The organism is Bacillus sp. CD3-5 (genome assembly GCF_006349665.1).
Taxonomy (GTDB): domain Bacteria; phylum Bacillota; class Bacilli; order Bacillales; family Bacillaceae_G; genus Bacillus_A; species Bacillus_A paranthracis.
Map to the genome: position 1 here is coordinate 127,315 of NZ_VEPX01000009.1, position 14,899 is coordinate 142,213.

At 37.0% G+C, this 14,899-nt stretch carries 15 protein-coding genes; 10 read left to right on the forward strand and 5 right to left on the reverse strand.

Annotation, left to right across the window (positions count from 1 at the left end):
* The first annotated feature begins 13 nt into the window (after positions 1-13).
* The 3 genes from FH036_RS17855 to FH036_RS17865 all read left to right on the forward strand — a co-directional run bounded on the left by FH036_RS17855 (position 14) and on the right by FH036_RS17865 (position 3,417).
* Positions 14-826 (forward strand): ABC transporter ATP-binding protein, encoded by an 813-nt coding sequence (locus FH036_RS17855; RefSeq protein WP_000212064.1) that lies wholly within the window; start codon positions 14-16, stop codon positions 824-826.
* A 197-nt stretch (positions 827-1,023) separates the two neighbouring features.
* On the forward strand, positions 1,024-1,968 hold the full coding sequence (locus FH036_RS17860; RefSeq protein ID WP_000787739.1) for an ABC transporter substrate-binding protein: 945 nt from the start codon (positions 1,024-1,026) through the stop codon (positions 1,966-1,968).
* 144 nt (positions 1,969-2,112) lie between these two features.
* The gene (locus FH036_RS17865) at positions 2,113-3,417 is read left to right on the forward strand and encodes an HD domain-containing protein (protein WP_000262739.1); all 1,305 of its coding nucleotides are present in this window, start codon (positions 2,113-2,115) and stop codon (positions 3,415-3,417) included.
* 39 nt (positions 3,418-3,456) lie between these two features.
* Here the strand turns inward: FH036_RS17865 and FH036_RS17870 are convergent, their stop codons facing one another.
* Complete coding sequence (locus FH036_RS17870; RefSeq protein ID WP_001147171.1) at positions 3,457-3,642, reverse strand: 2-hydroxymuconate tautomerase; 186 nt, start codon at positions 3,640-3,642, stop codon at positions 3,457-3,459.
* Between the two features lie 111 nt (positions 3,643-3,753).
* On the opposite strand from FH036_RS17870, the gene FH036_RS17875 reads away from it, so the two are divergent.
* Both FH036_RS17875 and FH036_RS17880 read left to right on the forward strand, forming a co-directional pair.
* Complete coding sequence (locus tag FH036_RS17875) at positions 3,754-4,428, forward strand: site-2 protease family protein (protein WP_044791900.1); 675 nt, start codon at positions 3,754-3,756, stop codon at positions 4,426-4,428.
* Between the two features lie 25 nt (positions 4,429-4,453).
* Complete coding sequence (locus FH036_RS17880) at positions 4,454-4,963, forward strand: YwhD family protein (RefSeq protein ID WP_000136688.1); 510 nt, start codon at positions 4,454-4,456, stop codon at positions 4,961-4,963.
* Positions 4,964-5,166: 203 nt separating this feature from the next.
* Here FH036_RS17880 and FH036_RS17885 read toward each other — a convergent pair whose 3' ends face one another.
* On the reverse strand, positions 5,167-7,218 hold the full coding sequence (locus tag FH036_RS17885; RefSeq protein ID WP_138320658.1) for a transglycosylase domain-containing protein: 2,052 nt from the start codon (positions 7,216-7,218) through the stop codon (positions 5,167-5,169).
* A 99-nt stretch (positions 7,219-7,317) separates the two neighbouring features.
* Positions 7,318-8,043 (reverse strand): glycerophosphodiester phosphodiesterase, encoded by a 726-nt coding sequence (locus tag FH036_RS17890; protein ID WP_139896040.1) that lies wholly within the window; start codon positions 8,041-8,043, stop codon positions 7,318-7,320.
* Positions 8,044-8,195: 152 nt separating this feature from the next.
* Here FH036_RS17890 and FH036_RS17895 point away from each other — a divergent pair, with 152 nt between their 5' ends.
* From FH036_RS17895 to speB, 4 genes are all read left to right on the forward strand, one after another.
* Complete coding sequence (locus FH036_RS17895) at positions 8,196-8,603, forward strand: MerR family transcriptional regulator (RefSeq protein ID WP_000276568.1); 408 nt, start codon at positions 8,196-8,198, stop codon at positions 8,601-8,603.
* Between the two features lie 5 nt (positions 8,604-8,608).
* Positions 8,609-9,772: an MFS transporter gene (locus FH036_RS17900; RefSeq protein ID WP_000444219.1), complete on the forward strand. Its 1,164-nt coding sequence runs from the start codon at positions 8,609-8,611 to the stop codon at positions 9,770-9,772.
* 164 nt (positions 9,773-9,936) lie between these two features.
* A complete protein-coding gene (gene speE, locus FH036_RS17905; RefSeq protein ID WP_000424698.1) occupies positions 9,937-10,764 on the forward strand; it encodes a polyamine aminopropyltransferase in 828 nt (275 codons plus the stop codon).
* Positions 10,765-10,981: 217 nt separating this feature from the next.
* Entirely contained in the window at positions 10,982-11,854 is an 873-nt protein-coding gene (gene speB, locus FH036_RS17910) for an agmatinase (protein ID WP_001209831.1), read from the forward strand.
* A 349-nt stretch (positions 11,855-12,203) separates the two neighbouring features.
* Here the strand turns inward: speB and FH036_RS17915 are convergent, their stop codons facing one another.
* A complete protein-coding gene (locus FH036_RS17915) occupies positions 12,204-13,241 on the reverse strand; it encodes a PTS sugar transporter subunit IIC (RefSeq protein WP_000996323.1) in 1,038 nt (345 codons plus the stop codon).
* Positions 13,242-13,465: 224 nt separating this feature from the next.
* On the opposite strand from FH036_RS17915, the gene FH036_RS17920 reads away from it, so the two are divergent.
* Positions 13,466-13,828, forward strand: a complete 363-nt coding sequence (locus FH036_RS17920; protein ID WP_016719024.1) for a YxeA family protein — start codon at positions 13,466-13,468, stop codon at positions 13,826-13,828.
* 34 nt (positions 13,829-13,862) lie between these two features.
* Here FH036_RS17920 and FH036_RS17925 read toward each other — a convergent pair whose 3' ends face one another.
* Positions 13,863-14,849, reverse strand: coding sequence for a S66 family peptidase (locus FH036_RS17925; RefSeq protein WP_139896041.1), 987 nt, complete (start codon positions 14,847-14,849; stop codon positions 13,863-13,865).
* Positions 14,850-14,899 lie beyond the last annotated feature (50 nt).

Below are 14,899 nucleotides of genomic sequence, written 5' to 3' on the forward strand. Positions count from 1 at the left end.
GGAGGCTTTTTGTATGGCAACTTTAGCAGTTGATGCGGTATCTGTTGGCTATAATGAAGGGTTAATTATTGATGGATTAACAGTTGAAATTCCGGAAGGGAAAATTACAACAATTATTGGACCAAATGGTTGTGGGAAGTCCACATTATTAAAAACGGCTTCTCGTATTTTGAAGGCGAAAAAGGGTACGGTTTATCTTGACGGAAAAGCAATCGAGAAACAGCCAACGAAAGAAATCGCAAAGAAAATGGCAATTTTACCACAGACTGCAGAAGTACCAACTGGCCTTACTGTATTTGAACTCGTTTCATATGGACGCTTTCCTCATCAAAAAGGATTTGGAACGTTGAAAGAAGAGGATTATCGCTACATTCATTGGGCACTTGAAGTGACGGGAATGACAGAATTCGCAAATCGTCCAGCAGAGGCATTATCAGGTGGGCAACGTCAACGCGTATGGATTGCGATGGCTCTTGCACAAGGGACAGAATTACTCGTATTAGATGAACCGACAACGTACTTAGATATGGCTCATCAATTAGAAGTATTAAACTTATTGAAAAAGTTAAATGAAGAAGAAGGTAGAACGATTGTTATGGTTATCCATGACTTAAACCATGCTTCTCGTTTCTCAGATCATATGATTGCATTAAAGGCTGGTAAGTTAATGAAACAAGGAACGCCAGACGAAGTGATGACAAGTGAAACGCTTCGCAGTGTATTTGAGATTGAAGCTCAAATTGTTCCATGTCCAGTAAACTGTAAACCAATTTGTTTAACGTATGATTTAGCGATGATTAGTAATCAATTGCGTAAAAAAGCATAAGTAGAATCCCCCTCGTAAAGAGGGGGGCTTCTAATGGACGTTGAGCTTCTTATTTCTTATTCGTAAATGGGAAGTTGAACACCCGTTAGAACGGGGCATAAGCAACAATTAATCAATATATATTTATTAATTGTTAACCTTGTTTCTTATAGTTCACTGTAACTTATAAGAGAAATACAGCTAGAAGGAGTGGGAACATGAAGAATTTTAAAATGGCGTTATTAGCAATGGTACTAGTCGTTACTTCTGTACTATTTGCAGCTTGTTCTAACAAAGAAGAGAAAAAAGCAGATGCGAAAGATGCGAAGACTGAAGAGCGCACTGTACAACATGCAAAAGGGGAAATTAAAATCCCTGCAAATCCAAAGAAAATTGCTGACCTTAGTGGTTCAACAGAAGAATTATTAATCTTTGGTATGAAACCAATTATTACTGCTAATACATCTCAAGAAAAAATTGATGCACATATTGAAAAGAAATTAAAAGACGTAAAACCAGTTGGTTCTGCTTGGGGAGATAAAATTAATATCGAAGCAGTAGCTGCTGCAAAACCAGACTTAATTCTTGTAAATAATCGTCAAGAAAAGATTTATGATCAATTATCTAAAATCGCACCTACAGTTATGTTAAAAACTCCATTAGACCAATGGCGTCCAAAATTCGAAGAAGTAGGTCAAATCTTCGGTAAAGAGAAAGAAACAAAAGAATGGTTCAAACAGTATGATGAAAAAGCAAGCAAATTACATGATAAAATCGTTGCGAAAACTGGCGATGCTAAATTCATGAAAATGGCTGCATATCCAAACGCTTTCCGCGTATACGGTGACTACGGTTACGGTAGCGTAATCTTTAATGATTTAAAATTACCAGCAGTTAAAGGTACACCAACTGATAAACCTTTAGTACAAGTACAAAAAGAAGCTTTAATCGATTACAACCCAGATTACTTATTCGTATTTACGACTGGTGACGGTTCTCAGCGTCTAAAAGAATTCCAAGAAGAATCAATTTGGAAAAATATGAACGCTGTTAAAAATAACCACGTATTTACAATTAAAAACGAAGACTTAAACAAAGGTTACTTCCCGCTAGGTAAAGAAATGATCTTAGATGAAGTTGCTGAGTTCGTTTTAGGGAAATAATGTGTAAAAAAATCACTTTTACTCCGGTAAAAGTGGTTTTTTCTTTATATAAGGGCAATTAATATAGTCTTTCATTTCTTTCTGTTTCCTATTTCGTTTATAATATATAGTAAGAATGCAGTAAAGAAAGGGGGATGTCGGAAGGTGGTATATTTAAACGACAAACTCAGCGAAACAAAAGTGTTTAAAGACCCGGTACATAAATATGTGCACGTGCGCGATCGTGTTATTTGGGATTTAATCGGAACGAAAGAATTTCAACGCTTGCGCCGTATTAAGCAGCTTGGAACGACATTTTTTACATTTCACGGTGCAGAGCATAGTCGCTTTACTCATTCGTTAGGTGTATATGAAATTATTCGTCGTATGATTGATGATGTGTTTGATGGCAGACCGAACTGGAATGCTGAAGATAGATTGTTATGCTTATGTGCGGCATTACTTCATGATGTCGGTCACGGCCCATTTTCTCATTCGTTTGAGAAAGTATTTTCATTAGATCATGAGAAATTTACGCAAAAGATTATCGTTGGAGATACAGAAATTAATCGCGTATTAAGTCGTGTGGATAAAGACTTTCCGCAAAAGGTAGCGGATGTAATCGCAAAAACATCTACTAATAAATTAGCGATTAGCATGATTTCCAGTCAAATTGATGCAGATCGCATGGACTATTTATTAAGAGATGCGTATTTCACTGGCGTAAAGTATGGAAACTTTGATATGGAACGTATACTGCGCGTTATGCGTCCGTACGGAAATCAAGTAGTTATTAAAAATAGTGGTATGCATGCTGTTGAACATTATATTATGAGTCGTTATCAAATGTACTGGCAAGTATATTTCCATCCAGTAACACGCAGTGCTGAAGTTATTTTAACGAAGATTTTACACCGTGCAAAATCATTGCACGAGAAGTACTATACATTTAAAAATCACCCTGTTCATTTCTATTCTTTATTTGAAGAAGAAGTAACAGTAGAGGATTATTTAAAGTTAGACGAGAACGTTATGTATTATTACTTCCAAGTATGGCAAGACGAAGAAGATCCAATTTTAAGCGATCTATGCCGTCGTTTTATGAATCGAAACCTATTTAAATATGTAGAGTTTACAGATAAGCACGGTTTAGATAATTGGATGGAATTAAGTAGCTTATTCAAAAAGATTGGACTTGATCCCGAATATTATTTAGTAGTTGATTCAACATCAGACTTACCGTACGACTTTTACCGTGCTGGTGAAGAAGAAGAACGTTTGCCAATCTTACTTCTTATGCCAAATGGGGAGCTTAGAGAGCTTTCACGTGAATCGGATATTGTTGAGGCGATTACTGGTAAGAAGAGAAGGGATCAAAAGCTATTCTACCCGCATGATTTAATCTATGAAGATGGAAGAAAAGGAAAATATAAAGAGAGAATCATCGAGTTACTAGAAGGAAAAAAATAAGAAGCAGCTAATGGCTGCTTCTTATGAAAAAACTTGAAATTATTTGTCGCTTAAGCGTTTTCCGCCAACTGCATAATGGTTTTTAGACATTTCTTCGATGAAAACAACGATGTTTTCTTCAGGAGCACCAGTTGTTTCGCTTACTGCTGCTGTTACTTTCTCAGCAAGAGCTTTCTTTTGTTCCTCTGTGCGTCCTTCTAGCATTTTCACTGTTACGTATGGCATATATAATCGCTCCTTTTATGTAAGTTACACTCTTATTATAGCGGATTATGTGGAAGAACAATCGAAAAAACAAATAATTTCTTTTTTGACATATGGAAGAGGAGATGAAATATGGATCAGTTATTTAGATACCCGTTGCACCAAATTCCTTTGGTAGCAATGGCCATTATTATCGCATTATCAGTGCATGAATTTGCGCATGCATATGTAGCATATAAATTTGGAGACGATACAGCAAAGAGACAAGGGCGCTTAACTTTATCGCCGATGGCACATTTAGATCCTATCGGGATGATTGCTGTATTAATTCTTGGTTTTGGTTGGGCGAGACCAGTTCCTGTTAACCCATATAACTTTAAAAGACCTCGTCTTGCAGGTATATTAGTTTCAATTGCAGGACCGATTAGTAACTTGATTTTAAGCGCAATCGGTTTAATTATTTGGTATAGCTTATTAACATTTGGTGTATTAGACTCAATTCCATTTGCAGTAGCAGATACGCTAGCTCAATTTTTCCGGATTTTTATTATGTTGAATATCGTTTTACTTGTCTTTAACTTATTACCAATCCCGCCACTTGATGGATATCGCGTAGTGGAGGATTTAGCACCAACAAATATTCGTGCGAAAATGACACAGTATGAAAAATACGGGGCAATTGCTTTATTAATTCTAGTTATTACACCGCTTAGCAATTACACAATCCAACCTATTTTTAATGTTGTCATTCCATACGTATTTGCATTTTTAAACAGTATTATTGCGCCTATCTTTGGCCTTTTATAATCATTAAGTGAGGAGGAATTTACATATGACAGAGAAAAAGAAAAAAATCGGTTTTAATATCGTGAAAAATGATTCAACAGATGGACATGGTGGTTTTGGCGTTGGGGCATTAAGTCTAGAAAACATTTCACCTGTATTTGTCGATGTACTAGAGAAAACAGCATTTGTTGATATCGGTGCGATGCATGCACGTAGTACAGTAGAAAAAGGTATTAAGTTTTTAACAAATAAAGATGAAGTTCCAAACGGAAAACCATACTGGCTTGTATGGGTAACGATTGAAAGAACAGCAACAGGTGCGTATTACGCAGGCGTAACAGCTTGTGAAATGACAGTTGACCGTGAAATTCGCCGCGGATATAAGTCACTTCCAGAGCACGTAAACAAAATGGATAAATCATTGAAGCGTCACATTATGGTTGAACATATGGACGAATCATCTAAAAAAGTACTTGGTACATTCTTAAAAGAACATAATGAAGCGATTTGGAACGAGTCTAGCGAAGAATTGCGCCGTGCATTATTAAGTGAATAAAAGAAAAGGATGTCTCACTAGTCGATTGTTGACTAGTGAGACATCCTTTTTATTTTGGCTTGTTGTATGAAGATATATCGACGATTTTTCGAATACATCTATCATAACTTAAAATATATCGACGATTCGACAAGGAATATCGATTTACCAACAAAGAATGACAATAAAAGCTATTCCACATTTTATTGGAATAGCCTCGTGTGTCACCAAGGAAGATATTTCTTCCACCAACTTGTTTTTTTCTTTTCTTCAGTTGTCTTTTCAAATTCCTCTTTATCATCAACGTGATCCATACAATATTCAGTTGGTTCTGTACCTTTTGCAAAATACATTTTCACTGAAATTGGACAATTTTTTGTAGCGATTTTCCCGTTTTCAGGGTTAATATCGACTGCAACGACGTCACTTGGTTGTTTAAACTCTTTTTTGGGTTGTCCATCTAAGCCTTTCTCCATCGTATCAGTCCATATTCTTTTCGCATAGCCTTGTTCTGCTACGTTTGAAATTGATTTAGGTTGATCATATCCAACCCATACGCCAGTTACGAGTTGCGGGGTAAACCCAATCATCCAACTATCTGTTTCAGTAGAACCAGATTTTCCGGCATAGGTTCTTGATAGTTTAGATAACATTGATTGACCAGTTACAGCAGCATAACTGCTTAGTTTTTTATTAAACATGCCTGTCATCATTTCTTCCATCACAAATGCTTTGCTCTTATCAAGAACTTGTTTACTCTCCAAATGAGCATCGTATAAAATATTTCCTTCATGATCCATAATGCGGCGAATGAAAATAGGTTTTACTTCTTTTCCCCCGTTTGCGAACATGCTATAAGCGTTAACCATTTCAATTGGTTTTACAGGAGATGTACCGAGCGCGAGGGAAGGGACATCTTTTAATGCACTTTTAATGCCGAATTGCTTCGCCGTTTTTGTAAGAATGTCTTCGCCTAAAAATAAATTGGTCTTCACGGCATATACGTTATCAGAGACCGCAAGAGCTTGCGCCATTGTTACAAAATCGTCTGCATAATAGTCTTTATAGTTTTTCGGTTTATACTTTGAAACACCGTCACCTAAAGTGAACACAGTGTATTCACTTTTTAAGCGCGTAGCAGGGGTGAATCCTCGTTCTAATGCCGCATAATATAGAAATGGCTTAAATGTAGATCCAGGCTGGCGAGCGGCCTGTGTAGCCCTGTTAAATTGACTTGTATTATAATCAGTTCCACCAACAAGGGCAGCTACTTCACCTGTTTTTGGATTCATAGAGACGAGCGCAGTTTGTATGTTTGTCGTGTCAGGTATGTGGTCTTTTACAGCTTGTTCTGCAACCGATTGTAATTTCGGGTCTAGCGTTGTATAAATACGCAAGCCGCCTTTTTGTAAGGCTTGCTCATCTAATCCGATATCACGAAGAAGAGAAGCTTGTACAGCATCTTGGAAATAAGGCGCAACCTCTGCGACTTTTTTCGTATCTAATGAAGCGAAAGTTAGTGACTCTTTCTTTGCTGAAGCTGCTTGTTTCTTCGTAATATAGCCTTGTTCTACCATTTCATCTAATATAAGAGATTGTCGTTCTTTCGCACGCTCTTTTTTTAAAAAGGGAGAGTAGACACTAGGTCCTTTTGGTATACCCGCGAGCATACTAGCTTCCGCTAATGTTAATTCTTTTGCTGTTTTATCAAAATATAGACGGGATGCAGCTTCGATTCCATAAGCACCATGCCCGTAATAAATTGTATTTAAATATCCTTCTAAAATATGATTTTTATTATAATTCACTTCAAGACGGATTGTGTACATTGCTTCTAATAGTTTACGTTTCCACGTTTTATCATGATCTAAGTATAGGTTACGGGCATACTGTTGTGTAATCGTACTAGCGCCTTGGACTTTTGCCATCGCTTTTAAATCAGCAACAATGGCACCAGCGATACGCTTCATATCAAAGCCATGATGTTTGTAGAATCTTTGATCTTCGATAGAAAGTGTTGCCTCTTTTACATAAGGAGAAATTTCATTGAGAGATACATTGTATCGTTTTTGCATCTCATTACTTTGTCCTATAACAGTGTCATCATTAGCATAAAAGACACTTGTTTGCGGGACAGCGACAGGAGGAGGTCCCATAATTTTTGCAACTATAATAATAACAAAAAAGGAAAAAACGAAAAAAAGAACAGAAGAAAACATTACGGTGAAGAAAAGACGTTTATATTTTTTAAGTTTTGGATTCATAGTTTGATCCATCTTTTTCAGCCCCTCATTCATACAAACATTATTGTATTAGTATTGAGGGTTTTCGATTATTTTAAACAATGAAATTTCGAAAATAAAGAGCTCCTTCAATTAAGAAAGAAGCTCAAATGCACGTGCTGGCCAATCGGTAATAATGACATCTACGCCATAATCAATCATAGTTTGTAAATCTTTGTATTCGTTAATTGTATAAGGGCGGAAAACATACCCTTGTTTTTGCGCGAGTTGAACAAATTCCTTTGTTAGTAGTTGAAAGTTTGGATGTAAACCAGTCGCATCTCTATTTTTTGCTTCGGCGATAGGATCAGCAAGTGGTGTATCATATAAAATTGCTCTTGGGATTTCAGGAGCAATTTCTGCTAATAATGAAACAGAGTCGTGATTAAATGAAGAGAATACAATTTGATTAGAAAGATGATATTCTCGAACGAGAGCAACAACTTTTTCTTCAATGTTTGGATAGTGAATGACATCTGTCTTTAACTCAATGTTGAGCTGTAACTTTGTTGTAGATAACCAAATGAATACTTCGCGTAACGTTGGGATTTTTGCTTCATGGAAAGAAGGATCTTTATGGCTGCCGGCATCTAAAGCTTGTAACTCTTCTACCGTTTTTTCAGAGACAAGACCTACATCATTCGTTGTACGATCGACTGTTTCATCGTGAATTACGACAAGTTCACCATCTTTTGATAGGTGGACATCAAGTTCAATGCCATGGACGCCGATGCGTTCAGCTTCTTGGAAGGCAATCATCGTATTTTCTGGATGTGTTCCTTTTACGCCGCGATGAGCGAAAATAAGTGGTTTACTCATGTGAAATTCTCCTTATCATTTCTTTTCTTTCATTATGAAACTGCTTTTGAAAAAATACAATTTAATATGACAAACATTTACAAAAGTCTAACAGTTGCACAAAAGTTAACGTTAACGTAAAATGTAATAATCGAGTGAAGGGAGGAATAAACATGTATAAGATTGATGAAGTTACAAAGCAAGTTGGTTTAACAAAACGTACACTTCGTTATTATGAGGAAATTGGTTTAATTCATCCCCCAGAACGTAGTGAGGGGAACATTCGCCTGTATACAGATGAAGATATCGCTAGAATTAAAAGAATTGTGGAAGCGAAAGAAGTGTTAGGGATTACGCTTCAAGAAATGCAACATTTTTTATCGTTAAAAGAAAGAATGGAGCAAAGAAGAAATAGTGAGAATCCCCGTGATCGTGAAGTGATTCAAGAAATTAAAGAGATGCTTGAAAAACAAGTGCAAACGCTAGACGAGAAAATGGAGCAAATGCAGCGTGTAAAGGGAGAACTTGAAGACAGCTTACATCGTGCAGTGACATTTTTAGAGAATACAAAAGGAGAGTAATCAAAATGGAGAGCAAACAAAAACTAGGGAGATTGATTACAGTGTTGGCTACTTTCCTTGCCTTTTCAGGTATAGGGGTAGTCGATCCAATTTTGCCAATTATTGCTGAAAAGATTGGTGCATCGCATTGGCAAGTAGAGATGTTATTTACAGCGTATATTTTGACGATGGCAATTATGATGTTACCAGCTGGAATATTTGCATCGAGATTTGGTGATAAACGAATGATGACAATCGGTCTTGCGATCGTGACTGTATTTGCGTTTATATGCGGTATATCGCAAACGATTGCTCAGTTATCTCTTTTCCGCGCTGGATGGGGATTAGGGAATGCGATGTTCTTCGCAACGGCGATGACTTTATTGATTGCATTAAGTAAAGAAGTTCATGAAGCAGTAGGGTTATATGAAGCAGCTATCGGTTTAGGAATGGCAGGTGGACCATTATTAGGCGGGATATTAGGTGGACATTCTTGGCGTTACCCATTTTTTGCGACGAGTATTTTAATTTTCTTAGCATTTATTTTAGTTTTCTTCTTTGTGAAAGAACCAGAGCGAAAAGTGAAGCGTAAAGCGGCAGGCGTAGGGGAATTACTTAACCTGGTGAAGTATAAGCCGTTTATGCAAGGCGCCATTTCAGGAATGTTATACTACTACGGATTTTTCGTTGTGTTAGCATATTCACCACTTATTATGCATTTATCTGCTATTCAATTAGGTTTTGTATTTTGTGGATGGGGACTCGCGTTAGCTTACGGTTCTGCAATTTTAGCACATAAGCTAGAAGGGAAATATGAGCCGAAAACATTGTTGAAAGGCAGTTTACTCGTATTTGCGCTGTTCTTAATTGCACTATTCTTCGTGAAAATTATGTGGTTACAAATTGTATTAATTGTTCTATCAGGATTAGCATCAGGATTAAATAATGCATTATTTACAAGTTATGTAATGGATATTTCACCTTATGAAAGATCTGTTACATCTGGTGTTTATAACTTCGTTCGTTGGTTAGGTGGCGCAATTGCTCCGATTTTATCAGGAATTATCGGTCATACTGTTTCACCACAAAGTCCGTTTTTAGTAGGTGGAATCGTGGTGTTAGTTGGTTGTATTATGATCCTAATTCCAATTCGTAAACCAGTAGAAATAGAGACAAAAGCCCTTTCTTAAGAAAGGGCTTTCTTTATATGTATATGTTAGAACCCTCTGACTAAAATATATTTTCGGTATTTTTGTACTTTTAACTATACATTTTGGATGTTTTGTTTTATTTTTGTTAGGGGACATTAATGATGTCCCTATTATAAATTTGCATTGAAAGGCGTGATTGTACGATGGAACTATGGTTCACTGAAAAACAAACAAAACATTTTGGGATTACGGCGCGTATTAACCGCACATTACATACGGAGCAAACAGAATTCCAAAAACTAGATATGGTCGAAACGGAAGAGTTCGGAAACATGCTTATTTTAGATGGCATGGTTATGACAACAGAAAAAGATGAGTTCGTTTATCATGAAATGGTAGCGCACGTACCTTTATTTACACACCCAAACCCTGAAAACGTATTAGTTGTAGGTGGCGGCGATGGCGGTGTTATTCGTGAAGTGTTAAAACACCCAAGCGTAAAGAAAGCAACTCTTGTTGAAATCGATGGAAAAGTAATTGAGTACTCTAAACAGTACTTACCATCAATTGCAGGTGCATTAGATAATGAGCGTGTAGAAGTAAAAGTAGGAGATGGTTTCCTACATATCGCAGAAAGCGAAAATGAATATGACGTAATTATGGTAGATTCTACTGAGCCAGTAGGACCAGCAGTAAACCTATTTACAAAAGGCTTCTACGCTGGAATTTCAAAAGCGTTAAAAGAAGATGGTATTTTCGTTGCACAAACGGACAACCCTTGGTTTACGCCAGAACTAATTACAACTGTGTTTAAAGATGTAAAAGAGATTTTCCCAATTACTCGTTTATACACAGCGAACATTCCAACTTACCCAAGCGGTCTTTGGACGTTCACAATCGGATCTAAAAAACATGATCCATTACAAGTAAGTGAAGAGCGTTTCCACGAAATTGAAACGAAATACTACACAAAAGAATTACACAATGCAGCATTCGCATTACCGAAATTTGTTGGCGATTTAATTAAGTAAGAGAATCGCACGGAACAAATAAAGTGTAAATAGCTCATTTAAGGTGTTTGTCCAGAAGACTTGAACATGCTAGCTATTTACACTTCTGTAAAGAAAATTGTCTTCTTTGTATGAAATAGAAGACCCGGTAAATCGAGAAAGAGGAGCAACTCGCTCCAAATTTGAGAAATAATGAAAGGTTGGGATACCTTAAGTTCCACATAAGGAGGAAAAGAATATGCGTTTTGATGAAGCTTATTCAGGTAAAGTATTTATTAAAAGTCATCCAAGTTTTGAAGAGTCAAAGGTAGTTATTTATGGGATGCCTATGGATTGGACAGTAAGTTACCGTCCGGGATCTCGTTTTGGCCCTGCACGTATTCGTGAAGTATCAATCGGTCTTGAAGAATATAGTCCGTATTTAGATCGTGAACTAGAAGAGGTAAAATATTTTGATGCGGGTGATATCCCATTACCATTCGGAAACGCACAGCGCAGCTTAGACATGATTGAAGAATATGTATCAAAACTTTTAGATGCCGATAAGTTTCCACTAGGTCTCGGCGGTGAGCACTTAGTGTCTTGGCCAATTTTTAAGGCAATGGCAAAAAAATATCCGGATTTAGCAATCATCCATATGGATGCTCATACTGATTTACGTGAATCGTATGAAGGGGAGCCTTTATCCCACTCTACACCAATTCGTAAAGTGTGTGATTTAATTGGTCCGGAAAACGTATATTCTTTCGGAATTCGTTCTGGAATGAAGGAAGAATTTGAATGGGCGAAAGAAGTAGGTATGAACTTATATAAATTTGACGTATTAGAACCGTTAAAAGAAGTATTACCGAAACTTGCAGGACGCCCAGTCTATGTCACAATCGACATTGATGTATTAGACCCAGCTCACGCTCCAGGAACAGGAACGTTAGAAGCTGGTGGTATCACATCTAAAGAATTATTAGATTCCATCGTAGCAATTGCAAATTCAAATATAAATGTAGTTGGAGCAGACTTAGTAGAAGTAGCTCCTGTCTACGACCATAGTGATCAAACACCAGTCGCAGCAAGCAAATTCGTGCGGGAAATGCTGCTCGGTTGGGTGAAATAAAAGCGGAAGCCGACTGTTTAGACCCGGTGACTAAGGTTCTTTCCTGCAAAAGGTGCTTTTTACCTTTTGGCAGGGAAGGTTCTTAGACGCAAGGGTCTAGGAGGCGTAACTGGATAAAACAAGGGCCCCCCTATATGAATAGGGGGGCCTTATTTTGTCGATATGTGTCGGTAAGTCGATATATTTGAAAAATCGCTGATATAATTCGAGTTACGGTCGATATATTTGAAAAATCGCCGATATAATTCGAGTTGCGCTGATATATTTAAAAAATCGCCGATATAATTTTATTTACCATCACGCAACACAAAAAGGAGCTATTCCCAAACAACGGGAATAGCTCTTTTTCTTATGCAACCTTTTCTTCCGAAGTAATGCCGCGAATTTCATCAGCAGAACGAATTGGATATTTACGGAACACGATTGATCCGATGTATCCAACAATCGTGGTAACGATTCCACATAATACAGCAGCAATCGTTACTTTTACAACGTCATTAAATCCGAATAAAACAAGAAGTCCTGGGATTGGTGATGCTGTTCCTGGTGCGTTATTAACGAGCTGGAATAGTGATGTAATAATACCAGCAAGTGCACCGCCAACGAAGTTTGTCGCATAAATAGGAATTGGATTTGCTGAAACAACATCGGCTTGTGTTAAAGGCTCGATTGCTACAGCGATTGTGTCTTTCTTTGAACAAATCTTTAGTCGTTTAAAGAAAATAAAGTTCATTGGGGCTGAGGCTGCTACGGCAAGACTACCAATTGCCATTGGTAAACCTGTTAATCCGAGCATTGCAGTTAGTGCCATAGAACTCAGTGGAGAGGTAGAAATAACTGTTATTAATCCACCGAGCATAATACCCATGATAATAGGGCTTTCTGTAGTTGCAACTGAAATCATAGAACCGATTTTACCGAGTGTTGCGTTAACGAGCGGATCCATAAGCATTGCCATTCCGCGTGAGATTGGTGCAGCGATAAATAAAATTGCTAAAAACTCTACACCAGCCGGTAATTTCTTTTCGAGAAATTTCACGACGAAGGCACAAACGTATCCAGCGAAAAATCCTGGTAAAATACCAAATCCACTAGTAGCGATACCGATTAAAACAGCATATACGGGGGAAACACCGATTGCTAATGCGACTAAAATCGCTGCTGCGACACCGCTCATACTACCGGAAGCTTCTCCTACTGATTGTAAAAAGTCATTATGAAACATTTCTCCACCTATATAACGATGAAATGCTTCAATAAGAAAACTTGCGATTGCTGCATTAGCTAAAGCACCCATTGCTTTCATGCCGTAAGGAGCACGGTAACTAAAAAGTGTAAATAGACAAAGTACAACAAGTAATAGTGCTAAACCTTGCAAGATAGCCATTTGAAAACTGTCTCCTTTGATTTTTGTAATAAAAATTCGTATCATTCAATAATAATATAAAAGTGTATGAAACGGAAAAATTTTTTCTTGGGAACTTGCTGCAAGAAAAAATCCCTTACAATAATGTAAGGAAAGTGTAAGACTTTTAGATAGAGTATAGTATGCCATTTTTCGTATAATACTATATGACTAGGGAAAAAGAAGTGCAAACAGGAGGTTCATGTATGAAATTGGTAATTAAAGTTTTAGCTGTATTCGCCATTATTCTAGGTGGAACAGCGTATTATTTGAACACAAAAACAGAAGGTGTACATGCTTTTGTAGACAACTTCTTTTCAAATAAAGAAATACAAGATTATTATGCGGTTATAGATAAAGGTGAGAAAAAAGACGGAGAATACTTGTATACTTTTAAAGGGTATACAGAAGACGGAAAGTTACAGGTTATTAAAAGAATGATGAACCGTGAATTGCATACGGGTGCTTTTATAAAAATTTATGCAAAAGGTATGCAAGGAAAAGGATGGGCTGAAATCCCGAAAGAATCAATTCCGCAAAAAGCGTTGGAAAAAATAGAAAAACGATAAAAACGATAAAAGGAGCGACTCATTCGCTCCTTTTTTAGTGCGTTAAAATAGTGATAGATGTTTTTTCTTTGTTAGAAATGATTGTTGCACGTCCGCCAATTGGGAAAGTGAAAATCGGGGTTGTATGACCGAAACTTGCGTTTGCAATGATAGGGATATGTGCAAGCTCAGGCTTTGAAGCAATCATTTCTTGCACGTCTTCTATCGTACATTCTGCGCCTTTTTGCATCTTTCCTATAACGATGCCTTTTACATGTTCAAAATCTTGCTGCTGCATAAGAGAATGTAAATATCGATCAAAAGTTTTAAGAGTAGCTCTCCCAGTTAAACTGTCCTCTTCAAGAAATAAAATTTTATCCTTTAAGTTTGGCATATATGGTGTACCTTGCAGTAAGTTCAATGTGCTCATATTACCACCGATAATATCTCCCGTAGCTTCTCCTTCGTGAATCGAAACGTATCCTGCATTCTTAATAAACTCTCGATTTTCCTGATCAATGTACCAAGAATCATCACTCCATGTTTCAGATGGTAGGACTTCAATCGGCTCATTAGAAGTTACGCATTTTAAAAAGTAATCTGTTGTATACTCGAGCCCTTTCTCCATTCCCAATGAAGAGAAATGGGGACCTGAATATGTAACAAGTCCTGTTTTAGTGTAAAGTGCATTATTTAGTGCAGTGATATCCGAATAGCCACAGAAAAATTTCGGGTTTTCTCGAATTAAATCGTAATCGAGATGTTTTAATAAGCCATTAGAATTGTATCCGCCAAGTGTTGTTAAAATGGCTTTTACATTCGGATCCCTAAATGCTTCGTGAAGGTCTTGAACGCGTGAAGAAATAGAAGAGGAAGCAAATCTGTCTATCTCATCAGAATATGTTGAAAATGTAACATGAAAGCCCATTTCGGTTAACCTTTTTACAGCAAGCTTCCTGTTTTCAGTTGAGACAATACTTAAACTACAAGATGGTGAAATAACTCTAATTTCATCACCTTTTTTCAATTTTGTTGGTAGCACATAATTCACCTCTTTAAATGAAAGAATATTTAGACTTAAAAAATATTTTA